At 70.8% G+C, this 26,380-nt stretch carries 19 protein-coding genes; 7 read left to right on the forward strand and 12 right to left on the reverse strand.

Annotated features, from left to right (window positions below; genetic code table 11):
- Window positions 1-3 precede the first annotated feature (3 nt).
- From ACFP2T_RS31835 to ACFP2T_RS31855, 5 genes are read right to left on the reverse strand one after another with little or no spacing between them, the layout of a single operon-like run.
- Entirely contained in the window at window positions 4-891 is an 888-nt protein-coding gene (locus ACFP2T_RS31835) for a sugar phosphate isomerase/epimerase family protein (protein ID WP_377428295.1), read from the reverse strand.
- Entirely contained in the window at window positions 888-2,087 is a 1,200-nt protein-coding gene (locus ACFP2T_RS31840; protein WP_377428297.1) for a Gfo/Idh/MocA family protein, read from the reverse strand. Before ACFP2T_RS31840 ends, ACFP2T_RS31835 begins: the two co-directional genes overlap by 4 nt.
- On the reverse strand, window positions 2,084-3,010 hold the full coding sequence (locus tag ACFP2T_RS31845; protein ID WP_377428299.1) for a carbohydrate ABC transporter permease: 927 nt from the start codon (window positions 3,008-3,010) through the stop codon (window positions 2,084-2,086). Before ACFP2T_RS31845 ends, ACFP2T_RS31840 begins: the two co-directional genes overlap by 4 nt.
- A complete protein-coding gene (locus tag ACFP2T_RS31850) occupies window positions 3,007-4,026 on the reverse strand; it encodes a carbohydrate ABC transporter permease (RefSeq protein WP_377428301.1) in 1,020 nt (339 codons plus the stop codon). Before ACFP2T_RS31850 ends, ACFP2T_RS31845 begins: the two co-directional genes overlap by 4 nt.
- A 19-nt stretch (window positions 4,027-4,045) precedes the next feature.
- Window positions 4,046-5,371, reverse strand: a complete 1,326-nt coding sequence (locus ACFP2T_RS31855) for an ABC transporter substrate-binding protein (protein ID WP_377428303.1) — start codon at window positions 5,369-5,371, stop codon at window positions 4,046-4,048.
- A 162-nt stretch (window positions 5,372-5,533) separates the two neighbouring features.
- Here ACFP2T_RS31855 and ACFP2T_RS31860 point away from each other — a divergent pair, with 162 nt between their 5' ends.
- The gene (locus tag ACFP2T_RS31860; protein WP_377428305.1) at window positions 5,534-6,577 is read left to right on the forward strand and encodes a LacI family DNA-binding transcriptional regulator; all 1,044 of its coding nucleotides are present in this window, start codon (window positions 5,534-5,536) and stop codon (window positions 6,575-6,577) included.
- 51 nt (window positions 6,578-6,628) lie between these two features.
- On the opposite strand, the gene ACFP2T_RS31865 is transcribed toward ACFP2T_RS31860, so the two are convergent.
- Window positions 6,629-7,828, reverse strand: a complete 1,200-nt coding sequence (locus ACFP2T_RS31865; protein ID WP_377428307.1) for a phosphatidylinositol-specific phospholipase C1-like protein — start codon at window positions 7,826-7,828, stop codon at window positions 6,629-6,631.
- 215 nt (window positions 7,829-8,043) lie between these two features.
- Here ACFP2T_RS31865 and ACFP2T_RS31870 point away from each other — a divergent pair, with 215 nt between their 5' ends.
- Window positions 8,044-9,060, forward strand: coding sequence for an NAD(+)/NADH kinase (locus ACFP2T_RS31870; protein WP_377428309.1), 1,017 nt, complete (start codon window positions 8,044-8,046; stop codon window positions 9,058-9,060).
- A 97-nt stretch (window positions 9,061-9,157) separates the two neighbouring features.
- Here the strand turns inward: ACFP2T_RS31870 and ACFP2T_RS31875 are convergent, their stop codons facing one another.
- Both ACFP2T_RS31875 and ACFP2T_RS31880 read right to left on the reverse strand, forming a co-directional pair.
- Entirely contained in the window at window positions 9,158-9,958 is an 801-nt protein-coding gene (locus tag ACFP2T_RS31875; RefSeq protein WP_377428311.1) for an SAM-dependent methyltransferase, read from the reverse strand.
- A 204-nt stretch (window positions 9,959-10,162) separates the two neighbouring features.
- The gene (locus tag ACFP2T_RS31880; protein ID WP_377428313.1) at window positions 10,163-11,356 is read right to left on the reverse strand and encodes an extracellular catalytic domain type 1 short-chain-length polyhydroxyalkanoate depolymerase; all 1,194 of its coding nucleotides are present in this window, start codon (window positions 11,354-11,356) and stop codon (window positions 10,163-10,165) included.
- Window positions 11,357-11,954: 598 nt separating this feature from the next.
- Between ACFP2T_RS31880 and ACFP2T_RS31885 the strand changes: the two genes are divergently transcribed.
- The 3 genes from ACFP2T_RS31885 (at window position 11,955) to ACFP2T_RS31895 (ending at window position 17,635) form a co-directional block, all read left to right on the forward strand.
- A complete protein-coding gene (locus ACFP2T_RS31885; RefSeq protein WP_377428315.1) occupies window positions 11,955-15,632 on the forward strand; it encodes a CARDB domain-containing protein in 3,678 nt (1,225 codons plus the stop codon).
- Window positions 15,633-15,887: 255 nt separating this feature from the next.
- A complete protein-coding gene (locus tag ACFP2T_RS31890; RefSeq protein WP_377428317.1) occupies window positions 15,888-16,604 on the forward strand; it encodes a substrate-binding periplasmic protein in 717 nt (238 codons plus the stop codon).
- The gene (locus tag ACFP2T_RS31895; RefSeq protein ID WP_377428319.1) at window positions 16,601-17,635 is read left to right on the forward strand and encodes a cation diffusion facilitator family transporter; all 1,035 of its coding nucleotides are present in this window, start codon (window positions 16,601-16,603) and stop codon (window positions 17,633-17,635) included. The genes ACFP2T_RS31890 and ACFP2T_RS31895 overlap by 4 nt, the downstream gene beginning before the upstream one ends.
- A gap of 58 nt (window positions 17,636-17,693) precedes the next feature.
- On the opposite strand, the gene ACFP2T_RS31900 is transcribed toward ACFP2T_RS31895, so the two are convergent.
- The 4 genes from ACFP2T_RS31900 to ACFP2T_RS31915 all read right to left on the reverse strand — a co-directional run bounded on the left by ACFP2T_RS31900 (window position 17,694) and on the right by ACFP2T_RS31915 (window position 22,527).
- Window positions 17,694-19,115, reverse strand: a complete 1,422-nt coding sequence (locus tag ACFP2T_RS31900) for a carotenoid oxygenase family protein (RefSeq protein ID WP_377428321.1) — start codon at window positions 19,113-19,115, stop codon at window positions 17,694-17,696.
- Between the two features lie 19 nt (window positions 19,116-19,134).
- Window positions 19,135-20,526: a cytochrome P450 gene (locus tag ACFP2T_RS31905; RefSeq protein WP_377428323.1), complete on the reverse strand. Its 1,392-nt coding sequence runs from the start codon at window positions 20,524-20,526 to the stop codon at window positions 19,135-19,137.
- Window positions 20,527-20,670: 144 nt separating this feature from the next.
- Window positions 20,671-21,993 carry a pectate lyase family protein gene (locus ACFP2T_RS31910; RefSeq protein WP_377428325.1) on the reverse strand — a complete coding sequence of 441 codons (1,323 nt, stop codon included), beginning with the start codon at window positions 21,991-21,993 and terminating at the stop codon, window positions 20,671-20,673.
- Between the two features lie 183 nt (window positions 21,994-22,176).
- Window positions 22,177-22,527 carry a DoxX family protein gene (locus tag ACFP2T_RS31915; protein WP_377428327.1) on the reverse strand — a complete coding sequence of 117 codons (351 nt, stop codon included), beginning with the start codon at window positions 22,525-22,527 and terminating at the stop codon, window positions 22,177-22,179.
- Between the two features lie 254 nt (window positions 22,528-22,781).
- Between ACFP2T_RS31915 and ACFP2T_RS31920 the strand changes: the two genes are divergently transcribed.
- Window positions 22,782-23,672: a sigma-70 family RNA polymerase sigma factor gene (locus tag ACFP2T_RS31920; RefSeq protein WP_377428329.1), complete on the forward strand. Its 891-nt coding sequence runs from the start codon at window positions 22,782-22,784 to the stop codon at window positions 23,670-23,672.
- 236 nt (window positions 23,673-23,908) lie between these two features.
- Window positions 23,909-26,380, forward strand: a complete 2,472-nt coding sequence (locus ACFP2T_RS31925; RefSeq protein ID WP_377428331.1) for a family 20 glycosylhydrolase — start codon at window positions 23,909-23,911, stop codon at window positions 26,378-26,380.

The following is a 26,380-nucleotide window of genomic DNA, read 5'->3' on the forward strand; positions in this document are numbered from 1 at the left end:
GGATCAGTCGCCGGCCGATCCGCCGGTGGTGTCGGCGGGTACGTCACAGATCCGCCGCTGGATCGCCCGCAGGTAGGCCAGGTTGTCGCGGAGCCGATCCTCCAGCGGCAGTACGGTCGAGAAGTCCTCCACGGTCACCCAGCCGTCGTAGCCGTGCCGGTGCAACGCCCGCAGGTACGCCTCGACGTCGGCCTGCCCGTCGCGCAGCGTCGCCCACTCCTCCGCCCAGGTCGTCGAGCCGTCCGCGGCGTACCCCGAGGGACGCCAGGCGGCGTTCTTGACGTGCACGTGCGCGAGGTAGGGACCGAGGATCTGAAAGCCGGCGAGGTGGTCCTCCTGGCCCTCGATGACCAGGTTGCCGAGGTCGTGGATGACACCCACGTGTACCGGATCGAGCCCGTCGACCAGCCGGATCGCGGCGGAGGCCGAGGCGACGATGGTGCGGTGGTGCAGCTCGACCAGCGCGGTGACGCCGTGCCGGGCGGCACGTCCGGCCACCCACTCCAGGTCCCGGCGGGTGGCCTCGAACAGCTCCCGGTAGTTCCCGTCCGAGATGGCCGGCATCGTCACCCGGACCCGACCCGCGCCGAGCGCCGCCGTGGCCGCCAGCATCCGTTCGACGCCCGCGTGGTCCCGGCTGGGCACGTAGCCCCCGATGCCCGAGAGCCCGAGCCCCGCCTCCCGGGTGATCCGGGCGATCGCCGGCAGGCTCTCCTCCAGCCCGGTCAGCGGCCACGTCGCGCGGTTGCCGGCCCAGAATCCCGGATCGGGCGCGTCGGCCTGGTCGGTGATCCGCCACTCGACACCGTCCCAGCCCTGGTACGCCAGGATGGCCGCCACCTCGGCCGGGGTCCACTGCGGAGTGGACGCGGTGAAGACCGAGAACCTCACCGCTGCTCCCCCCGCTCCCCCGACCCTTGCGACCGCACCGGTACGTGGTCGAGCAGTCCCTGCCGGACGTCGTCGACCGGGACGGGGCGGCCCAGGGTCGCGGCGAGATAGACCGCCTTGACCACGGCGAGAACGGTGAACCCGTCCTCGACCCGGATGCTCGGCGGCTCACCCCGGTCGATTGCCGTGACAATGTCGGCGTACTGCCGCAGGTGCCCGAGCACGAAGCTGTCGGGTTGTTTCGCCGCGCCGCGCAACTCTGCCGCCGGCAGCGCCTCGGCCGCCTGGTTGACCGGATCCTCCGGATCCTCCGGATCCTCCACGGTGTCGCCGGCCGCGTGCAGGTACTCGAGCTGGTCGCCGTCGATGATCGCCGAGCCTCTGGTCCCGTGCACCTGGAGCCGGGCCGACAACCCCGGGTAGGCGCCGGTACTGGCGTGCAGCACGGCGAGCGCGCCGGAGGCGAACCGGATCGTCGCGACCGCCACGTCCTCCACCTCGATGCGTTCGTGGGCGAGCAGGGCCGTGTACGCGAACACCTCGGTCGGCCGACCGAGCAGCCACAGCAGCAGGTCCACCGTGTGCACCGCCTGGTTCATCAGGGCGCCGCCGCCGTCGAGATCCCAGGTGCCCCGCCAGTCGGCCGAGTCGTAGTACCGCTGGCCGCGCCACCAGGCGACGGACGCCACCGCGGAGGTGATCCGGCCGAGCCGGCCCGCCGCGATCGCCTCGCTCACCGCGATGCTCGCCGGGTCGAAGCGGTGCTGGCTGATGACCGAGCAGACGATGCCGCGCGACTGCGCGTCGGCGGCCAGCCGGGTGAGCTGCCGTGCCCTGGGCAGCGACACGTCCAGCGGCTTCTCGATGACGACGTGCTTGCCGGCGCCGAGCGCCTCCTCGGTGAGGCCGGCATGCGTCCCGCTCGGGGTGCAGATGACGACCAGGCCGATCTCCTGCTTGGCGAGGGCGTCGGTCAGCGACTCGTACCGGGCGGGTTGCTCCGCGCCGGTCTGCGCCGCCACCCGCTCGGCGAGCCCCCGGCCGGCCAGCGCCGCCGGATCGACGACGCAGGCGATCCGCAACCGGGGATGCCGAAGGATGGCGGCGGCGTGGTTGTGGCCGATGACGCCGCCGCCCACGATGGCGACCGGAATCGGCCCGGCACCCGCACCGGTGTCGGTACGCCACGTCGTCACTTGATTCCTCCCGAGGTGAGCCCACTGATCAGGTAGCGCTGGAAGAGGAGGTAGAGCAGCACGACCGGGGCGGCACACACCAGTGCCGCCGCCATCAACTGGCCGTAGACCGGGATGGCGCCGCCCTCCTGGGTCGCGCCGAACACCTGTAGCGCCACCGCCGCCGTCCTGGTGTCGGGGTTGGTCATCACCGACGCGAACAGCACGTCGTTCCAGCCGAGCAGCAGCGCGAAGATGCCGGCGACGACCAGGCCCGGCCAGCTCAGCGGCAGGATGATGCGGGTCAGGACCTGCCAGGAGGAGGCGCCGTCGACCCGCGCGGCCTCGTCCAGCTCGGGCGGAAGCCCACGCAGGTAGGTGACCATGACCCAGGTGGAGAACGGAAGCGCGAAGGTCAGGTAGGTGACGAACAGTGCCCACCGCGTCCCGATCACCGGCACCCCGAACACCTGCGCCGCGCTCGCGAACAGCACGAAGACCGGCAGCAGCATCAACGTGCCCGGGATGCTCTGCAGGGCCAGCAGGCCACGCAGGACGGCCAGCCGCCCCCGGAAGGCGTGCCGGACCAGGACGTACGCGCTGCCGAGCGAGACGAACGCGCACGCGGTCGCGACCGCTCCGGCGACCAGCAGGCTGTTGGCCAGGCCCCGGCCCAGGTCGACGGTCGACCAGATCCGCAGGTAGTTGCCGAGGTCGAGTTGGGTGGGCAGGAACGCGCCCTCGGCCACGGACAGGTCCGAACTCACCGAGGCGAAGACCATGTAGAGCACCGGCCCCAGGACGACCGCCAGCAGCACGACGATGACCAGCACCCGCAGCGGTCCGGGCAGGAGCCGGGTGACCGTGCGATCGGTGCGGCGCGCGCCGGGCCCGCGTACCCGACCGGGTCGGCCACGCGGCAGCCCAGTGGTGCCGACCGTCATGCCTCGCCCTCCTTCCCGGCACTCTCCGTGCCGACGTCGAGTCTCACGGCGCGCAGGTAGCCGGCCAGCGGGATGGCGATGAGGACGAGGGACAGCACCGCCATCGCCGCGCTCAGGCCGAACCGGAAGTTCTGGAAGCTCTCGACGTACGTCAGCACCGGCAGCACCTCGACGTCCCGTGGGCTCGGCACGCCGAAGAGCACGAACGGCAGCGTGAAGTTGTTGATGTTGTGCAGGAACGCGATGATCACGGCCAGCGACACCGGCCCCCGCAGGTACGGGAAGATGACGTAGCGCAGCTTCACCCACCAGCCGGCGCCGTCGAGCGCGGCGGCCTCGTGCACCACGGGATCGACCGACTGCAGGCCCGCGAGGGCAAGCAGGTAGAGCAGCGGCCAACTGGACCAGATCTGCACGATCACCAACGCCCAGAAGCTCTGCCGTCCGTTCAGCCACAGGCCGCCGTCGACGCCCAGCCGGGCCAGCATGCCGTTGGCCACCCCGTCCGGTTGCAGGATGATCCGCCAGACCGTGCCGACCACGAAAGCCGGCAGGACGTACGGGATGAGGAAGACGGACCTGACCAGTCCCCGGCCCCGGAAGGAGTTCTGCGTCGCCAGGGCCGCCGCGACCCCGATGGGCAGGGTCAGCACCGTCACGATCGCCGCGTACGACGTGCTCAGCCCGATCGCGTGCACCGCCCCGGACTGCCGTACGGCCTCGGTGTAGTTGCCGAGACCGATGAACGGCGCGCGGACCCACTGCCGGAACGAGTACTGGTCGAGGTCCAGCAGTGAGATGTGCAGCGCCACGACCAGTGGTACGACGACCACCAGGATCGTCAGCACCGCGCCCGGTGCCAGCATCCACAGCGGGCGGTGCCGACGGCTGGACCGGCGGCCCCGGGTGGGCCGACGGGCTCGGGCCGGGCGGACGGGGACGGGCTCGGGCGGTACGCCCCGGTCCGGTCGGTCCGCCGGTGCGGAGTGCCGGGAGGCCGGTGTCGAGGTGGTCATCAGCCGGTCCGTCCCGACGTCATTTGGCCTTGTCGAGTGCCGCCTGGGCGGTCGACTGGGCCTGTGCCACCAGCGTGCCGAGCCTGCCGTCGTCGACCGTGCCGGCGGACAGGCTCGGGATGGACTGCACCACCACGTTGACCAGGGCGAGCTGGACCTGGCTCCACGCTCCGCTGAACGGTGTCCCGACCGCCTTGCCGGCCGAGTCGACGATCGCCGCCAGCGCCGGATCGGACTGCAACGCCGTCGCGGCGGTCGCGTTGGTGGGCAGCTCACCGAAGGTCCGGTAGTAGACGTCCTGGAGTTCCGGACTGGTCAACATCTTCACCAGGGCGAGTGCCAGGTCCTTGTGCTTGGTGTACCGGGCCACCACGAGGTTGTCCCCGGACAGGATGCTGGTGGCGCCCTGCCCGCTGGCGGGCCTGGCAGAAAGGCCCGGCGGGATGGTCGGCATGATCGCGTAGGCGTACTTGCCGGCCACGGCGGAGGAGTCGAGCGTGACCTTCGAGGTCGCCGAGACCATCGGCAGGAAGGCTGCCCGGCCCGCGCCGAAGGCGGCGATCGCCTGGGCGTTCTTCCAGCCGGCGGCGGCCGGGTCGACGACGCGGTCGGTCGCCAGCCAGCCGAGATAGGTCTGGTACGCGGTGCGCACGGTCGGATCGTCGAGCCGCGCCTTGCCGCCGCTCACCAGTGGATTCCCCGCCTGGAGGCTCATCGCCCAGATGAACTTCCACGGATCGAAACTGTCGGCGTAGGCGACCGCCAGACCGTAGGTGCTGCCGGTGGTAAGCTTCTTCGCCTGGTCACGCAGGCCGTCCCAACTCTCGGCCGGCTTGTCGATCCCGGCCGCCGCCAGTAGCTCGGTGTTGTACGCCATCACGAAGGGGCGGCTGGTGAACGGAACGCCCACCTCGTGCTCCCGGTCGGGGCCGGAGATGCCGAGGGTTGCGGGCAGGAACTTGTCCCGACCGCCGACCTTGGCCCAGTCGTCCCCGGTCAGTTCGAGAAAGGCGCCGGTGGCGTAGACCGTGGGAGTGAACGTCGTCCCGATCGAATAGATGTCCGGTCCCTGTCCCGACAGTACGGAGGTCTGTATCTTCGTGAGTTCGTCATTCGGCGTGGCGAACGTTTCGAAGTTCACCTTCGCCCCCGATTCCCTTTCGAACCGGGCGGAGATGTCGCCGAACCATTTCCGCTGCTGTTCCGGATAGATCGAGTTTGCCTGCACGAGTACGTTGAGGGTCTCTCCACCGCTGGTCGAGCCGCTGTCGGAACCACAGCCGGAAAGGGTCGTCCCAAGAATGATCGCGCCGGACAGCGCGATGAGAACGCGTTTCGCTGTCATCTGCGTGCTCCTCGTCAGGGAATGCAGACATCCGATGCCGTGCGGCGGGCCGCGACGGCATTAGAGTATTTGTATTGACGGCGGACTAAGGGGACCGTAACAGCCCGGCAACCTGGTGGCAATCGTTTGCCAACTTTTGCCATCTGTGCTTGTCTGTGGCTCGTGGACAGCCCTCGACAACCGAAGCGGGCCCGCCCGGTCACCATCAACGACATCGCCGCGGTCACCGGCGTGGCGGCGTCCACGGTCTCCCGCGCCCTCACCAGACCGGGCCGGGTGAACCCGGCCACCCGGCAGCGGATCGAGGCGGCGGCCCGGGAGCTCAACTACGTACCGAACTCCCAGGCCCGCGCGCTGACCTCCGGTCGTACCCGGACGGTCGCGGTGCTCGTCTCCGACGTCACCAACCCGTTCTACTTCGGCATCATCCGCGGCACCCAACAGGGCCTGAAGGCCGCCGGCTACGCCCACCTGCTGATCGACGTGGAGGACTCCGGCGAACTCGAGGCCCAGACGCTGCACCGGATGCGGCAGTCCCTCGACGGCGCCATCCTCGCCGCGTCCCGGCTCTCCGAACGGGAGCTGGTCGGCCTGGCCGCCGAGATACCGCTGGTCACCGTCAACCGCACCGCGCGCGGGGTGCCGAGCGTGGTGATCGACACCCCCACCGGAATCGGCCAGGCCATCGAACACCTGATCTCGCTCGGGCACCGGGACATCGTCTACGTCTCCGGACCGGTACGGTCCTGGCCCAACGAGGCCCGCTGGCACAGCATGCGCACCACCGCCGCCGGTCACGGACTACAGGTCCGCCGGGTCGGCCCCTTCCCGCCGGAGCGCCCGTCCGGGTCCGCCGCGGCCGACGCGGTGGTCAACACCCGGGCCACGGCCTGCGTCGCCTTCAACGACCTGCTCGCCATCGGCATGCTCACCCGGTTCCGGGAACGCGGCATCCGGGTGCCCGAGGACCTCAGCGTCGTGGGCTGCGACGACATCTTCGGCGCGGACTTCTGCAATCCGCCGCTGACCACCCTCACCGCCCCGATCGACCAGGCCGGCCGGGTCGCCGTGTCCATGCTGCTGTCCCGGCTGACCGAGCGGACCACGCCGCCCGGTCCACGCCGGTCGGTGATGCTGCCGACCCACCTCACGGTGCGCGAGTCCACCGGTCCGGTCACCGACGCCGGTCCGACGCGACGCCGGTGACCACGCCCGCCCGCTGCGGGACCCGCCGCTGCGAGGGATATCAGTCGACGGTCACCGCCGCAGCTTGTCGTCCCGGCAGTTCCTCGGAGCGGAAACCGGATTGCACCGCACCACCGCCCCACCCGGAAGTTCCGCGACGAAGTCACTGTCGTACCGGGCCGCCATGCCCACCGTGGGGAAGTCGGTTGTCACCAACTGCGCACCACTGGCCAGAGCGGTTTCCAACCGGCCGAAGTCCTCGTCCATGACGGTCCCGAGCGGCTCGTCGGACCGGGTACGGACCAGGTATCCCCGGTCGACCAGGTCACGGATGGTCGCCTCGTTCACCCCCCGGGGATCGTTCACCATCGTGACGGCCGCGTCCGGGCTGCCGGGGTTGCCCCGGGTGAAGACCGCCCGGCCCTCGAGGTTGGGGTGCCCGGTCAGGTACATGTCCCGGATGGTGCCGGGTCCGCCGTTGTCGAAGAAGAACATCACCTTGCCACGCGCGTCCTCGAGGGTGGGCCAGCCGTACCTCAGCACGGACTGCTCCAGACTGAGGCCGGGGCGACGCAGGTCGTCGGCGGTGATCAGCGTCTTCTCGCTCAAGACGGACCGGATCTCCCGGTCGATGTCATCCAGGAGAGCCCCGTTCCACGCCGGGCTGACCGCCCCGCCCGCACGCTCCACCACGTCCTCGGTCTGCTTCAGTTCGAGCTGGACGAGGATCGGCTCGTGCCGGGGGTTGGATCGTGACCAGTTCCGCACCTGGCTGAGACAGCTGACCAGCGTCAGGCAGGTGCTGCCGTAGTCCACGTCGGCGACGTGCATCACCTTCATCCCGGGCGTGGCCATCGCGGGGTCGTCGATCGGGCCCAGTCCGGCCGCCTTCCGGAGCAGCGGGTACCGGTAGAGCCCGCCCTGCGGGTCGGGCAGGAGATCCAGTTCGAGACCGCGGACGTTCTGCCGACCGAGCAGGTCGGGGATCGCGGCGTGCGAGTAGAACCCCCAGGCCGGGTACGTGGGGTCGACCTTGATCATCTCGGCCAGCTCGGCGCCCTGCAGTTCCCGGTGGTAGGCGTTGTGCGCCCCCATGAACTGGACCTCGTTCATCCTGATGTCGCCACCGTTGCGCTTACCGGTGCCGACCTGCCCGGGGCCGTGCCCGGCGGCGGGCAACATGCTCGTCGCGGCGACGGTGGCAACGACGGCGGCGGCAATGCCACCGAGCCGGCCCACGGCGGTCAGGCGTTCACCCAGTCGGAGATTCATCCGCACAGCGTCGAAAGCCAGGATGTCACCGCCGTAACGCCAACCTCCTGGCCGACGGTACGAGCAGTGAATCCTGATCGCCCGACGACCGGCCTCGGCGCGGTCGGATCAGCACACCAGGGCAAGGTAGTAGCCATGACTGCGACAGGATCGTTCACCCCCGAGGGCCGGCGAACGCGGTGACCAGCAGCGGATGTGAAGGCGAGAGAGCGCGCATGGCAGGCAGGCGGATCGGGTTGGTGGTGCACGAGGGACGGGCCGCTGCGGTCGAGGCCGCCGGCACCGTCCGCCGCTGGGCGGCGGCGCACTCCGTCGACGTCAGCGACATCGACGTGTGGTCGCAGGACCGGGAACAGTGCCATCGCCGCAACGCGGGCGACGAGGCCGAGGCGGCCGGGCATCCGGCGCTCGTCGTCACGGTCGGCGGGGACGGGACGTTCCTCCGGGGCGCTCGGATCGCGGCCAAGGACGGCGTACCCGTGCTCGGCATCAACGTCGGCCGGGTGGGATTCCTGACCGAGGTCGAACCCGCCGAGATCGACACCGCGCTGGCGGCGTTCTTCTCCGGCCGCGTCCAGCTCGACAAGCGAATGATGCTCACGCTGTGCGCCTCCCGGCCGTTGGAGATCCCCGACGACATGCAGGCGCTGCTGCGCTACGGGCGTGGGCCGCTGCTACCGCCACCACCGCCGCTGCCCCGTACCCCGGACCCGGACCACCAGCCGGGCGTGGCCCTCGACGTCACCGCCCTGAACGACATAGTTCTCGAGAAGCTCGCCCGCGACCGGCAGGCCAGCCTCGGGGTGTACCTGGACCAGACGCTGTTCGCGTCCTACTCCGCCGACGCGCTGGTGGTCGCGACCCCGACCGGCTCCACCGCCTACAACTTCGCCGCCGGCGGCCCCATCCTGTCCCCCCGGCTGAGAGCGCTCGTGTTCACTCCGGTCGCCGCGCACATGGTCTTCAACCGCAGCCTCGTGCTGGCCGCCGACGAGGCCGTGACGGTACGGGTGCTCGAGCAGTCGGGCCAGGTCGCGGTCAGCGTGGACGGCCAACTGCGCGGCGTACTCGATCCCGGCGACTGGGTGACGGTCCAGCCCGCCGCACAGCCGGCCAACCTGGTACGCCTGCGCACCTCGCAGTTCTACTCGCGGCTGCGCGAAAGGTTCTCGCTCGCCGACGCTCCTGCGGCGGTGGCCGACAGCCGTACCCCCGACGCGGCCGACGGCTGAGCGGAACGGAGCCGACGGCTGAGCGGTCCGAAGCCGGCGTCGGCGCCGGATGCCGGGTCCGGTGGTGCCGGGCCCGGACGGTCGACGACGATCCGTTCTACGGCTTCCGTCCGACGGCGCCCAGCGCGTCGACCTCGGCGGGTGGGCCGTCCGGGTCGGGGTCCGGTCGCCACCGGGTGACCGAGACGACGCCGGGGTCGAGGAGTCGCAGGCCGTCGAAGAACCGCGCGGCCTCCTCCGGGCTGCGCAGCCGGTAGGGGTCCCCGGCCTCGGCACGCAGTCGGGCAGCTTTGTCGGCGGCTTCGGGATGCACCATCCGGGTGCCGTCCTCGAACACCAGGTAACTGCCGGAGGGTACGGCCGCCAGGAGCCGGCGCACGATCCCGTGCGCCTCGCCGTCGTCGAGAACCTGGCCCAGGATGCCGAGCATCATGATCGCGACGGGCTGGTCGAAGTCCAGGGTTCCGGCCGCGACGGCGAGAATACTGTCCGGGTCCCGCACGTCGGCGTCGATGTACGCGGTGGCTCCCTCAGGTGCGCCGACGAGCAGTGCCCGGGCGTGCACCAGGACGAGCGGATCGTTGTCGACGTACACGATGCGGCAGGTCGGATCGAGGCGCTGGGCGACCTCGTGGGTGTTGTCCGCCGTCGGCAGGCCGGTGCCGATGTCGAGGAACTGGCGTACTCCCGCCTCGCCGACGAGATGACGGACGGCCCGACCGAGGAAGGCGCGCGAGTTCCGGGCGATGTCGACGATGTCCGGGTAGACCTCCCGGATCTGGTCTCCGACCTGCCGGTCGATGGCGAAGTTGTCCTTGCCGCCGAGCCAGTAGTTCCAGGTCCGCGCCGAGTGCGGGACGGTCGTGTCGATCCTGGACGCCTGACCCGATGCCGGCACGCTCCCACCCATGTGGATCCGATCTCTCTCGCCGCTGTCCGCGTCGTTCTTGATGTCTCCGCACAAGGTAGAGCACCGGGGACGCGCGGGCCACTGCCGAACGAACCGTCGCCGGTCGACCCGGGAGCCCCTTTCCGACGGCCCATCGGGCCGTCGGCCCGCCAGGCCGGCACACGGGGAGCGAGCGCGTGCCGGCCCGACGGTTCAGCAGCCGATCACCCAGTGTCCGGGACCGGTCTGCCGCAGCGTCGTGCTGGCGAAGACGTTGTACAGGCCCATTCGTGCTCCGGACCCGACCGCGTAGGCGTAGCCGCCGGACTGGTAGGCCCGGCCCGCCTGGACGTGCGCGTAGTTGGTCGCCGTGACGCAGACCGGGTCCTCGCCCGGGTCACCCGGCTCCTCCCCCGGGTCCTCGGGCTCCACGCCGGTGCCGAGGCCGAAGAAGATCGCGTCCCGGTACGCCGAGCAGATGGTGTCCAGGAAGTACGCCGCCGCGGTCCCGCACTGCTCGGCTCCGGAGCCGGGGTCGACCGGCGTGCCGTGTCCCATCCCGGCCACCCGGTACAGGCGTACCTGGTCGGCGCCGTACGTCTCCAGGGTGGTGCCGCCCGGCAGCGACGAGGTGCCGGACGGGGTCTGGGACACGCCGAGCACATTGGTCCACTGGTCGCGGGACTCGGCCGCGTTCGCCACCCCGACGGTGTAGTCGCCGGTGCCGTGCCAGATCGCGACCTTCGGGCGCTGGCCGGTGTAGCCGGGGTACGCGTTGCGGACCAGATCGCCCCACTGCGCCGGCGTCCGGTCGACACCCGGGTTCATGCAGCTGAACGCGTTGACCATGCTGGTGGCACACCGGTACGGGATGCCGGCGACGATGGACCCGGCCGCGAAGGTGTCCGGATAGCTGGCCAGCATCGCCGACGCCATGGCACCGCCGGCGGAGAGGCCGCTGACGTACACCCGGTTGGCGGCGGTGCCGAAGGTGGTCCGGGCGTGGTCGACCATCTGCTTGATCGACAACGCCTCGCCCTGGCCCCGCGCCGTGTCTCCCGGCTCGAACCAGTTGAAGCAGGACGTCGAGTTGTTCGCCGACTTCTGCTCCGGCACGATCAGCGCGAATCCCCACTGGTCGGCGTACTTGCGCCAGCCGGAGTTGCCGAAGTAGCCGTTCGCGTTCTGGGCGCAGCCGTGCAGCAGCACCACGGCGGGCGCTCCGCTGGGCAGGCCGTCCGGCCGGTAGGCGTACATGGTGAGGTTGCCGGGGTTGGAACCGAAGCCGGTCACCTGGGTGAGACTGGCGGCCCGGGCGGGTGCGGCGACGGCCAGCACGGCCACAGTGGCCAGTACGGGCACGAGGGCGGCCCGCACGAGGCGGGCCAGGACGGGTCTGTGGCGCATGGTTGGCCTCCGGCGGCAGTGCGGGTGGGTGTGGGGTGGGCCACCCTCAGGTTGCCGCGACGTTACGGCCGTGAGACGAACCGACGACATGGGGCGCAGTCACACATTTCCCGATATCGAAGTGATGGCGTACCCCATGGGCGTGCCCGGCCGGCGCCTGCCGGCCCGGGTGGAGCAGTACGCCCGACCGGGTCCGGCCTCCCCCGCCAGTTAGACGGCGTAGCGGTCACCGGGATCTCCGACCCGGACTGGGCTGACCAGGGAAGACCCCCGGTCCCGCGTCGCTTTCTACTCATTCATGCGAATGTGTTGACGCCTTCGTAGCATGTCGGTAATACTTGCCCCCAACGCGCTGCAAGATTGCGACAAAGTCATGCTTGATTTGCTACTTGCTCGTGCAACTTCCGGAAGACCCTCCCCCCGGGTCGTCCGCGCCGACCCCGCGCGCCCCGGGTTCCGCCCGTCGCCACCGCGCTTCCTCCGACCATCGACGCCGGGTTCCGCTCGCCGCATCCAGCCCGACCGGCGCCGTACCGACGCACGCCCCGCCACGGTGGACCAGACCACCCGCGGATACCCCCGCACAGGAAGGACAGTGATGAGACGACCGAACCTGATCAGGGTGGCGGCGACGACAGTCGCGGCCACCCTGATCGCCGCCGTGGGGTGGCCAACCGTCGCGAACGCCGCCGCCGGACCCGATCTCCCGGTCGGGAAGGCAGCCTCGGCGAGGCCGGACGGCGCCCAGATCGCGGCCACCAATCTCGCCCTGGGTCGTCCCACTCAGGAAAGCGGCCACGCCGACGTCTACGACTCGTCCCGGGTCGTCGACGGCAACCAGGGCACCTACTGGGAGAGCGTCAACAACGCCTTTCCCGAGTGGGTGCAGGTCGACCTCGGCTCGTCGATGACCGTCAACAGCGTCGGCCTGAAGCTGCCGACCTCCGGCTGGGCCACCCGCACACAGACACTGAGCGTGCAGGGCAGCACCAACGGAACCTCGTTCAGTGACCTGGCCCCGGCCCAGACCCACACCTTCAACCCGGCCAGCGGCAACTCGGTCACGGTCAACTTCAGCCAGGCCGCCGCCCGCTACGTCCGGATCAACATCACCGCGAACAGCGGATGGCCGGCGGGGCAGCTCTCGGAACTCGAGGTCTACGGGGCGGGCAGTTCGACCGACACCACCGCGCCGACCACCCCGGGCACGCTGTCGCACAGCAGCTCGGGCAACACCATCACGCTGAACTGGGGTGCCTCCACCGACTCCGGCGGTAGCGGTCTGGCCGGGTACAACGTCTACCGCGCCGGCAACCTGGTCGCGACCCTGGGCACCGTTCTCACGTACCAGGACACCCAGCCGCCGACGGCGACCGTGTCGTACTACGTCCGCGCGCGGGACGGCGCCGGCAACCTGTCCGGCAACAGCAACACCACCACCCGGACCGGTACGCAACTGCCGGGCTGCACCAACGTGGCGCAGGGCAAGCCCATGACGGCGAGCGGCTCCACCTTCACCTTCACCCCGGACAAGGCGAACGACGGACAGCTCGGCACCTACTGGGAGGGCGCGGCGGGCTACCCGCAGACCCTGACCGTCTCGCTGGGCGCGAACCACTCCATCACGGCGGTGAACGTCAAGCTGAACCCGGATCCGGCCTGGGGCACCCGTACCCAGAACTTCCAGATCCTCGGGCGCGACCAGGCCTCGACCGCCTACACCAACCTGGTGTCGGCGGCGAACTACCAGTTCGTCCAGGGCAACAACGTGGTGGCCATCCCGGTCGGCGCGACCACGGCGGACGTGCAGCTACGGTTCAACTCCAACACCGGTGCCCCGTCCGGCCAGGTGGCCGAACTGGAGGTCTGCGGTACGCCCGCGCCCAACCCCGACCTGGTCGTCAACGCGGCGAGTTGGACGCCCGCGTCGCCGAACGAGGCCACCGCCGTCACCCTCTCGGCCACGGTGCAGAACGTGGGGTCGGCCGCGGCCGGCGCGACCACGGTCAACTTCAGCCTGGCCGGCACGGTCGTCGGCAGCGCTCCGGTGGGCGCGCTGGCCGCCGGCGCCTCGACCACGGTCTCGTTCAACGCCGGAACCCGGCCGATGGGCAGCTACAGCGTCTCGGCGGTGGTCGACCCGACCAACACGGTCGTCGAGCAGAACAACGGCAACAACAGCTTCACCGCCGCCACGCCCCTGGTCGTCACCCAGGCCCCCGGCCCCGACCTCCAGGTGCTGAGCATCAGCTCCAACCCGCCGAACCCGGCCGTCGGGGCGGCGGTCACCTTCACCGTGGCGGTGAACAACCGTGGAACCGCCGCGACGGGTGCCACCACGGTCACCCGGCTGACGGTGGGCAGCACCACGCTCAACACCAACACCCCGTCGATCGCGGCGGGCGCGACCAGCAACGTGGCGATCAGCGGCAGTTGGACCGCCACCAGCGGCGGAGCCACCATCACCGCCACCGCCGACGCGACCGGAGTCGTCGCGGAAACCAACGAGGCCAACAACGTACGCACCCAGTCGATCGTGGTCGGGCGCGGCGCGGCCGTGCCGTACACCGAGTACGAGGCCGAGGCCGCCAGCTACCAGGGCACCCTGCTGGAGGCCGACCCGAAGCGCACCTTCGGGCACACCAACTTCGCCTCCGAGTCCTCGGGCCGCAAGTCGGTACGCCTGAACAGCCAGGGACAGTACGTCGAGTTCACCTCGACCAACCAGGCCAACTCGATCGTGGTCCGCAACTCCATCCCCGACTCGGCGGGCGGCGGTGGAACCGAGGCCACGATCAGCCTGTACGTCAACGGCACCTTCAACCGCAAGCTGACCCTCTCCTCGCGCAACAGCTGGCTGTACGGGCTGACCGACGACACCGAGAGCCTGTCGAACACCCCGCAGGCGAACGCGCGCCGGCTGTTCGACGAGTCGCACGCGCTGCTGTCGCAGTCGTACCCGTCCGGCACCAGGTTCCGGTTGCAACGCGACGCGGGCGACAACGCCTCCTTCTACATCATCGACCTCGTCGACCTGGAGCAGGTGGCGCCGGCACTGAGCCAGCCCGCCGGGTGCACCTCGATCACGACGTACGGAGCCGTCCCGAACGACGGGGTCGACGACACCGCCGCCATCCAGCGTGCGGTGACCGACGACGAGAACGGCGTGATCAGCTGTGTCTGGATCCCGGCCGGCCAGTGGCGGCAGGAGCAGAAGATCCTCTCGCCGGACCCGGGCCGGGGCCAGTACAACCAGCGGGGCATCCGCAACGTCACGATCCGCGGCGCCGGCATGTGGCACTCGCAGCTCTACACGAACACCGAGCCGCAGAACGTGGTCGGCAACATCAACCACCCGCACGAGGGCAACGTCGGCTTCGACATCGACGACAACACCCAGATCTCCGACATCGCGATCTTCGGAATGACGACGAACCGGGCCAACCGGGGACACGGGATCAACGGCCGGCTCGGCAAGAACACGAAGATCAGCAACGTCTGGATCGAGCACGTCAACGTCGGCGCCTGGGTCGGCCGCGACTACAGCGACACGCCGGCGTACTGGAATCCGGGTGACGGGCTCGAGTTCACCGGCATGCGCATCCGGAACACGTACGCCGACGGCATCAACTTCGCCAACAGCACCCGCAACTCCCGGGTGTTCAACTCGTCGTTCCGGACCAACGGCGACGACGCCCTGGCCGTCTGGGCCAGCCGGTACGTCCGGGACACCTCGGTGGACATCGGGCACGACAACCACTTCGTCAACAACACGATCCAGCTGCCCTGGCGGGCGAACGGCATCGCGATCTACGGCGGCTACGGCAACACGATCGAGAACAACCTGATCTACGACACCGCGAACTACCCGGGCATCATGCTGGCGACCGACCACGACCCGCTGCCCTTCTCGGGGCAGACGCTGATCGCCAACAACGGGCTCTACCGCACCGGCGGCGCCTTCTGGAACGAGGCACAGGAGTTCGGCGCCATCACGCTCTTCGCGGCCAGCCGGGACATCCCCGGTGTCACCATCCGGGACACCGACATCCACGACTCGACGTACGACGGCATCCAGTTCAAGACCGGCGGCGGCAACGTCCCCGGTGTCGTGATCAGCAATGTCCGGATCGACAAGTCCAACAACGGCGCCGGCATTCTCGCCATGAGCGGCGCCCGGGGCAGCGCGACGCTGACCAATGTCACCATCACCAACTCGGCCACCGGCAACATCGTGATCCAGCCGGGATCGAGCTTCGTGATCACCGGCGGTTAGCGGAGGGAGGACCCGCCGGCCCGAACCCCGACCGGGGTAGGCCGCCGGGGCTGACCGGCCAGGTGGCGTGCTCCCGGTGGACAACATCCGCCGGGAGTGCGCCACCTGGCCGTCGTACGTGGACGACCACCAGCTGCCCGGACGGTACCGGAGGGCCGCTCCTGGGTAAAAGGAGCCCGTGGCTCCTGGGTAGAGGGAGCCCGTGGTGGACGCCGCCCGACGACGGCGTCACCGCGCGGAACCGGAGGAGGTCCCATGCGGCGCCTGACCGCACTGCTCGCCGTCACCGGGCTGCTGGTCGGGGGCTGTCAGTGGCCCCGGGACACCGCCGGCACCCTGGACGACGTCCGGGGTGGGGTGTTGCGGGTCGGGGTCACCGACAACCGGCCGTGGACGCGGGTGGCCGGCGACGGCACGGTCGACGGCGCCGAGGCGCGGCTGGTCGAACGGCTGGCCCAGCAGCTCGGATCGCGGGTGGAGTGGCATCCGGGTGCCGAGTCGACGCTGATGCCCGCGCTCCACGACCGGGTACTCGACCTGGTGGTCGGCGGCCTGGACGCGGACGCCCCGTGGACGAGGGAGGCGTCGCTCACCCGGCCCTACGTCACCACCCGGACCGTGGTCGCCGCCCCCGCCGACCTGGCGGTGCCGGCCGACCTCGCCGGGGTACGGGTCGCGGTGCCGGCCGGCACCGCGGAGGTCGCGGCGCTCGCCGCCGAGGAGGCGATCGCGGTACCCGTCACCGACGTGGCCGCCTCCGGTGGGCTGCCGGTCGTGGTCGGAGAATGGCGGATCGGGGAACTGGGTCTGCGTCGCACCCCGCACGAACTCGCCAGCCACGACCATGTCTGGGCGGTGCCGCCGGGCGAGAACGGCTGGCAGGTCGAGGTGGAACACTTCCTGCTGGCGCTCTCCCACGACGAGATCGAACGCCTGCTCGTGGCGGCCGAAGCCACCGGGACGACGCCGTGAGGTTCTACGACCGTTTCGAGTTGCCGGCGGACAAGGCGGCGCTGCACCGCCGCGCGGTCCGATTGGAGTGGTGGACCATCGCCTTCTTCGTCGGCGCCGTCACGCTGTTGGCGCTGACCCTCGGCCAGTCCCAGGCGATGAAGGCGGCCTGGATCGAGGACATGCTCGGCCTGGTTCCGCCGGCCGCGTTCCTGATCGCCGCCCGGTTCCGGAACCGGCGCCCGAACGAGCGTTTTCCGTACGGGTACCACCGCTCGGTCAGCGTGGCGTTCCTGGCCGGCGCCGTCGCCCTGCTCGGCCTCGGCGGGTACGTCGTCTACGACTCACTCGCCCGTCTGATCGCCCGGGAACATCCGCCGATCGGGCTGATCGAGCTGTTCGGGCATCGCTTCTGGCTGGGCTGGCTGATGATCGCCGCGCTGACCGTCACGATGGTGCCGGCGATCCTGCTCGGCCGGGCGAAGCAGAAACTCGCTCGGCAGCTGCACGACAAGGTCCTCTACGCCGACGCCGAGATGAACCGGGCGGACTGGCTGACGGCGGGCGCCGCCGTTCTCGGCGTCCTGGGCATCGGCGCCGGACTGTGGTGGGCCGACGCGGTGGCCGCACTCGTCATCGGCGGCGACATCCTCCGCGACGGGTTGCGTACCACCCGGGGCGCGGTGGCGAGCCTGATGGACAACCGCCCCCGGACGGTCGACGAGCGTCGGCCACATCCGCTGCCCGGCGACCTGCTCGTCGCGGTGCGGGACCACGACTGGGTCGCCGACGCCTGGGTGCGGCTGCGCGAGGAGGGGCACGTCTTCGTCGGCGAGTTGCTCGTCGTACCCGCTGCCGGCACCGACCGGCTCGTCGAGCGGCTGGAGGAACTCGGCCGCTGGGCCCGGAACTTCGACTGGCGGATACACGACCTGGTGGTCGCACCGGTGAGCCGGATCGAGGTCGACCGGGACACTGGCACGGACGCCACGACCGACAGCGGCGAGGCGTCCCTGCCCGCCCGCATCTCGCGGACGCCGGCAGCCGGTTGAGCCGGACTGCGCGGTCTGAGCCGGACGGCGCGGCCTGAGCCGGTCGGCGGGATGCCGACTAGGCCGAGGCTTCGTGGCCCGGGGCTTCGTGGCCCGGGCCGGTGCCGGGGGTCGACGCCAGGTCGGCGGCGGGAATCCAGGTGCTGTGCGCGCCGACCGGAACGCGGACGGGCAGCCGGACGGTGGCGAGTGGAGGACCGGTGAAGTCCTCCGCGTCGAACACCACCAGATCGCTGGCGTCCCGGTCGCCGTCGTACCGGAAGTGGAGGATCCAGCCGGCGTCCTCGGCGGCCGAGTCGGCCCGGGGCACGAACACGGCCTCGGTGGTGGCGTCACCCGGGCGCAGCCGCCGGACCTCACCGGCCTGCCGTCGCAGGTCGTACTTGACCAGGCCGTCCGGCGCGTGGGTCCGTACCGCCTGGCTCGTCGTCGCCGTCACCGCGTAGTAGAACCGGTGCGCCCGACCCTGCCGACGGGGATCGATCCGGGGCATCTCGCTCGGCCGCCCGTCCAGTTGTCGGGCCGGCGCGGAGTCGGCCGTCAGGTCGAGATCCCACTCCCACAAGGTTCCCGGCCGACCGAAGGGATCCTCGGTGTGCTCGTCGAAGAGTCGCGCGTACCGGATCGCGCGGACGACGATCCGATCGGGCGAGATCTCCTCGGCGCCGACGACGTGGTACACGAAACACGGCGGGATGGCGATCCACCGCATCGCACCGCCGGCCCGAGGCAGCACACCGACCCGGGACTGGTGCTCGTCACGCCACCGGTACGGGAACCCGCCGCGCAGCCCCTTGACGCCGTCGAATCGGACGGGCAGGTCGAAGAAGAGCACGTAGTTCGGTGTCAGCGCGATGTCGTGCAGCATCGGGCGCCCGTGCAGCGGAACACGCCGTACCGTCCGCACCCGTCCGGACGGGGCGAGCACGAGGTATTCGGCCCAGGTACGCAACGGCGAGTAGGCCAACACGTGCAGGTCCCCGGTCTCCGGGTCGAGCTTCGGATGCGCCGAGAAGCCGCGCGGCAACTGCCCACCGAGGTCCGTGTAGCCGACGCTGTCCAGAGTGCTGCTGAGCTGCACCGGCAGGCAGCCCGACTCCACCAGGGCCAGGACCAGGCCGCTGTGGGAGACGACGTTGGTGTTGACGGTGTCGACGGGGAAGTGCCGGGGCCCCGGGGCACGCCGTCCACCCAGTGCGCGGGCCACCCGCCGGGACCGGATCCACCGGTTCCGGAACCACAGTCCCCGGCCGCCCCGCAGTCGTACGCCACAGACGAGTCCGTCCGCCAGCAGCCACGGGTACCGCTCCGCCGACCGGTGGCGCGGCGGCCGTACCGGCGAGGGACCTATCTGGGTGAACAGGCCGTCCAACTCGTCCGGCACCCGCCCGGTCACCACGAGCCGGTGCTCGGTCGCCTCCTCCCGCAGCGGCGCGAAGGCGCCCAGCAGGTAGGGGCTGGTACCGGCCGTGGACGTCATCCCCGGGTGCCGATCGGGGTCACGAGGCGGCCACCGCCACGCCGTGTCCGGCCCTGCGCCGCAGCACCGACGGGAGGCCGCCGCGTGGATGCAGCGTGATCGACGGCTCCGGACGGACCGGCGTCCGGTCGAGCAGCACCGGCTGGTACTCCTGGGCCAGGGTGGCAACGGCCAGGCACGCCTCCGCCATGGCGAAGTCCGCCCCGACACACGCCCGGGGCCCCAGACCGAACGGAAGAACCGAATGCCGCGAGTGCGCCGGTCCCCGGCCGTCGGCGTCCGGGGCGAAGCGTTCGGGGCGGAACTCGTCCGGCTCGGACCACACCCTCCGGTGCCGGTTGCCGACGTAGGGACTCCAGGCCAGTAGCGCGCCACCGGGAATCCGGTGCCCGGCGATCACGTCGGGGCGGAGAGCGCGACGCATCATGATCCACACCACCGGATAGAGCCGCATCGCCTCGTCCACGACCAGCCGGGTGTACCGCAGCGCACCGAGGTCGGCAAACGTGGCGGGTCGACCGCCGAGCACGGAGGTCAGCTCCGTCCGCAGTCGGGCATCGACGGCCGGGTTCCGGGCCAGCAGGTACCAGCACCAGGTCAGGGTGTGTGCGAGCGTCTCGTGTCCCGCGAAGAACAGGCCGATCAGCTCGTCGCGGACCTGATCGGGCGTCGATCCACCGGCCTCGGCATCGGCGAGCAGCCCCGACAGCAGGCCGGTGGCCTCCGCCGGCACCGCCGCACCCGTCCGGCTCCGGACGATCTCGGCAGTGAGGTCGCGGACCTGACGCATGGCCCGGTGGAACTCCCGGTTGCGGCGGGTCGGAACGAAGAGCGGCGGAAAGGGTCGGGCCAGGAACTCGGCCACGAACCCGGCGACGAAGGCGAGGTTGCGGGCGATCTCGGCCACGTCGCCGACCACGTCGACTCCGAACAGACTGCGACACGCGACGCGCATGGACAGCCGCGTCATTTCCAGCGAAAGATCGACCTCGGCGCCCGAGTCCGCGTACGCCCGCCAGTCGGCGAGCGTGTCGGCGAGGCAACTCTCGGTGATGTCCGCCGCCATCCGGACGTGCTGCCGGTGGAAGGCGGGTTGCACGAGCCGGCGTCGGCGCAACCAGTCCTCGCCACCCGGCGACACCGTCAGGCCGGCGCCCAGGAACGGTCGGGCCACGTTGTAGATGGGAGCGTTCTTGTCGTAGTTGCGGTGGTTGTCCTTCAGGACGTGCCGCACGTGGTCCGGATCCGTGATGAACACCATGCTCCGCCCGAGCAGGTCGGCGCGGGCCACGCCGTCCGGCCTGCTGGCGACCTCGGCGAAGAGGGCGAGCGGATCGCGCCGGAAGAGCCGGAACGCGGCCACCGTGGAGAGTCTGGAGGTCTGTCCGATCGTGGTTCTCGGTCGCACCATCGGTCCATCGTGTCGGGAGCCGGCGCTCGAAGCCGGAGCTCGAATCCGGCCAGCATAGAACGGCGACGATCTTCCGCACCGCCCCTGCGGGGAGGGAGAACCGTGCCAGGTGTCCCGGGTCGCCTCGGTGGTCGAGCCGTCTCCTCAGCGGGCCAGGCCGTTCAGGTACCGCTCGACGTTGCTGTACCCGTCGGCGCCGATGTCGTCGCCGTCGGCGGCGCTCGCCGGGTTGAGCCCGTTGGACCGCTCCCAGTTGTCCGGCATACCGTCCCGGTCCCCGTCGGCCGGGGCCGTACCACCGGCCAGGGTGCCGAAGCCGCCCACCGCGGCGGGATCGGTGATGATCGCGCCGGTCTGGCGGGTCAGCTCGGTGATCAGTCGACGGTCGACCTGGTCCCGCCGCAGCGAGGCTCCGGCCTGGTCGACGACTGCCGCGTGGGCGGCTGCCGCGGACGATTCGGGGACCGCCGGGAAGGCGAACGGCGACGGTTCCACCACCACGTTGCCCAGGTCTGCGGTGGTCGTGGCCCGGCCGTCCAGGACCCCGTTCTTGTCGGAGTCGTAGTAGTTGCCGGCCGCGTAGATGTGGAAGTTGAGGTTGCCCCGGGTGAACGGGCCGCTGGAGCCGGTCGACGGGCCCTTGACGAAGTAGTTGCCGATGACGTTGGCGTCGCTGCGTCCGGCGGAGTCGCCCTCGATGTACGCGTCGGAGCCCCAGTTGTAGACGACGTTGTTGACGAACTGGTTGCGTCCCTTGACCTTCGGGTTACGGGTCTTGTTGTGCGCGTACAGGTTGCGGTAGAGGGTCACGCCGTCGCTCTGGATCAGGCCGCCGCAGGAGTGCGGGTCCAGTCCCTCGGAGATGATCGAGTTCTGCACCGTGATGTTGGTGCTGCTGTTGATGGAGAAGTTCTCGTCGCGCCCCCAGGACACCGACACGTGGTCGAAGATCTGGTTGCTGCCCTCGTTGATGGTGATGCCGTCGCGGTTCTGGTTCGGCGTCAACCCGTGCCGGAACCGCAGGTACCGGACGATCACGTTGTCGGCGTTGGAGAGCGACACCTGGTACCCCCGCGTCGCGATCCCGTCGCCCGGCGCGGTCTGCCCGGCGACGGTGATGTTGCTCTTGATGCTCAGCGGCGAGGCCAGCTCGATGTACCCGCCGACGTCGAACACCACGATCCGGGGGCCCTGGCTCACCGCGTCGCGCAGCGATCCCGGTCCGGAGTCGTTGAGGTTCGTCACGTGGTAGACCGCACCACCCCGGCCGCCGGTCACGGTGGCGCCGAAGCCGACCGCGCCCGGGAACGCCGGCACCGCGGCCGCCGGCCGGACCGGCGCGACCGGCCCGGCCGTCGACGGGAGAACGGTCGGTGGCGCGGCGGCCAACGGCACCGCGGTGGCGGCGAGGGCCAGCACCGCCCCGTAGGAGACGACGACCACGCGGGTACAGGCTGCTCGCAACACGGTGTTCTCCTAGCCGGGCGAAGACCTCGATACATTGAAAGGTATCAACGAGATTGAAAGGTATCAACGCCCAATGCGGCCGGTCAACGCCGGTGGCGGAGAAGGCCGGCGGCGGTGACGGCCGGCGGCTTCCTCGACGCCCTGCCTCGTCGACGACATCGCGGCCGCGGACATCCCCCGGGGTCAGGCCGTGGCCAGTCCCAACCCCAGCGAGCCGGCCGCCAGCAGGAGGAACGGCACCGGATAGCTGAGGTGCGAGTACACCCGCCCGCGCACGACGGCCGCGATCGCACCGACGAAGTACAGCACCAGACCGATCGAGGCCGCGACCCCGATCGCGGGCACGCCGATGCCCACCAGCAGGCCGAGCGCGCCCGCCGCCTTGAGCACGCTCAGCGAGAACAGCCACGAGTGCGGCACGCCGTACCGGGTCATGTTGTCGAGAATCCATTTGGGCCGGACGAAGCCGGCGACGGCGGAGAACGCGCTGAAGGCGGCGGCCAGTACGGTGACGATGACATAGGCAGTGAACATGCGGATACCCGCCTTCGAATACAGATCCTCGTGGAATGGGAAAGAAAGAAAGAAAGAAAGAAAGCGGCGACGCCGCACGCGGCCGGCTCAGCCGGCGGGGCCGTACGAGGCGAGCGGGTGCGCGAGATCCAGCCCGTCGACACCCTCCTCGGCCCTGCGGCCGCCAAGCATTAGCATGGTCACGCGTCTCCTCGTCGCTCCGTCGTACATCTCCTCCACCCGGTATGACGGACCGCGACGAGCAAAGGTGACCCATGCAGAATCAAGCCGAGTTGGCCGAGCAGTTCGACCGGTGCCGCAGCCATCTACGGGCGGTCGCATTCCGCATGCTCGGTTCTGCCGACGAGGCGGAAGACGCGGTGCAGGAGGCATGGCTACGGGCCAGCCGGGTCGACGGCACCGCCATCGTCAACGTGACGGGCTGGCTGACCACCATCGTCGGGCGCGTCTGCCTCGACATGCTGCGTACCCGGGCCCGTCGCCGCGAGGAGCTCACCGATCTGGCCGACCTCGAGCGTCTGGTCGCCCGGGACGCCACCGATCCCGAGGCCGAGGCGGTGCTGGCCGACTCCGTCGGGCTCGCCCTGCTCGTGGTGATCGACGCCCTCGGACCCGCCGAGCGGATCGCCTTCGTGCTCCATGACCTGTTCGCCGTGCCGTTCGACGAGATCGCCGAGGTGGTCGACCGGTCGCCGGTCGCCGCGAAGAAGCTGGCGAGCCGCGCCCGTCGCCGGGTGCACGGCACGACCACCATTCCCGCCGCCGACCTCGACCGGCAGCGGAAGGTCGTGGAGGCGTTCCTCGCCGCGTCCCGCGCCGGTGACCTGGGCGCCCTCCTCGCGGTACTGGACCCGGACGTCGTCCGGCGGGCGGACCCCGGCGCGCTGCGCGAGGGTGCGGCGACCGAGGCCCACGGCGCACGGACGGTCGCCGAGGAGACCCTCACCAACACCGGCCGGGCCCGCTTCGCCCGTCCCGCTCTGGTGGACGGCGCCGTCGGGATCGTCGTCGCGCCGCGCGGGCGCCTGCTGTTCGCCCTCAGGGTGGTGGTCGTCGGCGAACGGATCGCCGCGATCGAGGTCGTGGCCGCACCGGACCGGCTCCGGCAGCTCCAGCTCGCCGTCCTCGACCTCGCCTCGCCCTGACGGGTCACACCGTCCGATCGCGACGACCGGGAGCGGTCGTCCCACGCCCCACGGCCGTCACCCAATGTAAGGACTCTTTACAGTACGTCCACCGGTACCTATCATTCGGCCAACGTCATTCACGTTGGTGACTCAGATCCGCGCCGGTCGACCCGCCGTCTCCGCCGTACCCCCAGCCCCGGCTGGGTCGGACCGGCACCGGCGACGCCGCGCGACCCGGAGCAGGAGGGCGTGACATGCAGACGCCGGACCGGTCCACATCGTCCCGAGGCAGCCACCCGGCCCGACCCGGCCCAGCGCGGCTCGGCCGGGCGGCACTCGGGGTCACCCTCGTCGTCCAGACCGTCGTGCTGGCCGGTCAGGCCGGGATGCCGGTGGCCCAGGCCGCCGCCGCACCGGCCGGGGCGCCCCAGATCGTTCCGGTTCCGGTCTCCACGGTCGCCGTACCGGAAGAGACCTTCACGGCCGGACCGGAGACCCGGATCGTCGTTGCCCCGGGCGGCGCCGACACCACCACTGCGGCGCAGGCGCTGGCGGCGGTGATGCGGCCGTCCACCGGCTATCCGCTGCCGGTCGCCGAGGCCGCGCCCCGGCCCGGCGACATCGCCCTGCGGTTGACCGACGCACCGGACCTCGGCGACGAGGGATACCGGCTCGACGTCACCAGCACCGGCGTACGCATCGACGCGGCCCGGCCGGCCGGACTCTTCTACGGCGTACAGACCCTGCGCCAGTTGCTTCCGCCGTGGATCGAGAGCCGGACCGTACAGCCCGGACCGTGGACCATCTCCGGAGTACGGATCGACGACGTCCCCCGGTACGGCTACCGGGGCGTGATGCTCGACATCGCCCGGCACTTCCAGCCGCCGGCAGTGGTCAAGCGGCTGATCGACCAGGCGGCGGCCTACAAGGTCAATACGCTGCACCTGCACGTCGGGGACGACCAGGGGTTCCGGATCGCCATCGACGGACGGCCCGAACTCACCGAGATCGGTGCCCAGTTCTCGATCAACAACGATCCGGGCGGTTTCTGGACCCAGGCCGAGTACGTCGACGTGGTCAACTACGCCGCGACGCGCTTCATGACCGTCATCCCCGAGGTCGACACGCCGGGCCACACGAACGCGATCATCATGTCGTACGCGGGTGACGAGGCGGATCCGGTGCTGCCCGACGTCAACTGCAGCAACCGCACGCCTCCGGTGTGGAACCTGACGGGCGCCGTCGGCTACAGCGCGCTCTGTCCGGAGAGCCCGAACACCTGGGCGATCCTGTCCGACATCGTCACGCAGCTCAGCGCGCTGACCCCGGGGCCGTACTACCACTTCGGCGGCGACGAGGTGCCGGCGTCCGTGCTGTCCCACGAGCGGTTCGTCGACTTCGTCGACCGCAAGGCGGACCTCGTCGCGGCGCACGACAAGATCGCCATCGGCTGGGCGGAGATCTCCCAGGCGAACTTCGACCGGCCCGGCGCGGCGCCCGCAGTCGCCCAGTTCTGGAACAACGGCAACCCGACCGGAGCCGGCGGCGACACGGCGCGACGGGCCGTACAGAAGGGCATGAAGGTCATCATGTCGCCGGCCAACCACACCTACCTGGACATGCGGCAGTTCCCCGGCAGCCCGCTCGGGCTGGGCTGGGCCGGCACGCTGGACGTCTCGCACTTCTACCACTGGTCCGGCACCACCAGCGACCCGGGCAGCTACATCCCGGGCCGGACCGTGAACGGGGTCACCCTGCCGGCGGTGACCGACGCCGACATCCTGGGCGTCGAGTCGCCGCTCTGGTCCGAGACGCTGCGGACCGGTGCCGACATCGAGTTCCAGGCCTTCCCCCGGCTACCGGCGACCGCGGAGATCGGCTGGTCGCCGAAGACCCATCCCGAGCGCACCCTGGACTCCTTCGTGAGCCGGCTGGCCGGACACGGCCTCCGGTGGCAGCTCCAGGGCCAGAACTTCCACCCGTCGCCACAGGTGCCCTGGCGGGTCGACGTGACGGCGCCGGACATCAGCGCCGACACGCGTACGGTCGGCGGCGCGATCGCCTCGGTCTCCACGCCCGGCGCGACCCCCGACCAGGTCACGGCGACGGTCGACTGGGGTGACGGCACCAGCTCGGCGGCGACCGTCAGCGGCACCCCCGGGACCGTCACCAGGGTCAACGGCATCTACACCGCGACGGCGAACCACCGCTACGCCCGGGACGGCGTCTACCGGGCCACGGTGACCGCGACCCGGCCGGGCGGCGGCAGTAGCAGCACCGAGTTCACCGTGGTGGTCGACACCTGCACCGCGACCGTCTCCGGTACCCACCGTGGGCCGCTCGTCGTCGGGACCGGGGTGACCTGCCTGGCCGGCGCCACCGTCACCGGCCCGGTGACGGTCCGGCCGGGCGCGTCGCTGATCGCCTCGGGGGCGTCGGTCCGGGGACCGGTGACCGCCTCCGGCGCGGTCACTGTGGAACTGCTCGGCGGCTCCGTCGACGGCCCGGTGACCGTCGCCGGCACGAGCGGACAACTCGTCGTCGAGGAGGTACGGGTCGGCGGCCCGCTCGTCGTGACCGGCACCGCCACCGATCCGGCACCGCTGATCGCCGGCAACTCGGTCCACGGCCCGCTGGTGTGCAGCGGCAACACGCCCGCGCCGGTCAACGACGGGGTGGCCAACACCGTCCGGGGGCCGGTCACCGGGCAGTGCCGGGGCCTGTGA

It is taken from the genome of Plantactinospora solaniradicis (assembly GCF_042658085.1).
Classification (GTDB): Bacteria; Actinomycetota; Actinomycetes; order Mycobacteriales; family Micromonosporaceae; genus Plantactinospora; species Plantactinospora solaniradicis.

Bases quoted from the DNA above. Each gene is read 5' to 3' on its own strand.
- ACFP2T_RS31845 (WP_377428299.1), bottom strand. From the start codon at position 3,010: ATGACGGTCGGCACCACTGGGCTGCCGCGTGGCCGACCCGGTCGGGTA.
- ACFP2T_RS31850 (WP_377428301.1), bottom strand. From the start codon at position 4,026: ATGACCACCTCGACACCGGCCTCCCGGCACTCCGCACCGGCGGACCGA.
- ACFP2T_RS31855 (WP_377428303.1), bottom strand. From the start codon at position 5,371: ATGACAGCGAAACGCGTTCTCATCGCGCTGTCCGGCGCGATCATTCTT.
- ACFP2T_RS31865 (WP_377428307.1), bottom strand. From the start codon at position 7,828: ATGAATCTCCGACTGGGTGAACGCCTGACCGCCGTGGGCCGGCTCGGT.
- ACFP2T_RS31870 (WP_377428309.1), top strand. From the start codon at position 8,044: ATGGCAGGCAGGCGGATCGGGTTGGTGGTGCACGAGGGACGGGCCGCT.
- ACFP2T_RS31880 (WP_377428313.1), bottom strand. From the start codon at position 11,356: ATGCGCCACAGACCCGTCCTGGCCCGCCTCGTGCGGGCCGCCCTCGTG.
- ACFP2T_RS31885 (WP_377428315.1), top strand. From the start codon at position 11,955: ATGAGACGACCGAACCTGATCAGGGTGGCGGCGACGACAGTCGCGGCC.
- ACFP2T_RS31890 (WP_377428317.1), top strand. From the start codon at position 15,888: ATGCGGCGCCTGACCGCACTGCTCGCCGTCACCGGGCTGCTGGTCGGG.
- ACFP2T_RS31900 (WP_377428321.1), bottom strand. From the start codon at position 19,115: ATGACGTCCACGGCCGGTACCAGCCCCTACCTGCTGGGCGCCTTCGCG.
- ACFP2T_RS31905 (WP_377428323.1), bottom strand. From the start codon at position 20,526: ATGGTGCGACCGAGAACCACGATCGGACAGACCTCCAGACTCTCCACG.
- ACFP2T_RS31915 (WP_377428327.1), bottom strand. From the start codon at position 22,527: ATGTTCACTGCCTATGTCATCGTCACCGTACTGGCCGCCGCCTTCAGC.
- ACFP2T_RS31920 (WP_377428329.1), top strand. From the start codon at position 22,782: ATGCAGAATCAAGCCGAGTTGGCCGAGCAGTTCGACCGGTGCCGCAGC.
- ACFP2T_RS31925 (WP_377428331.1), top strand. From the start codon at position 23,909: ATGCAGACGCCGGACCGGTCCACATCGTCCCGAGGCAGCCACCCGGCC.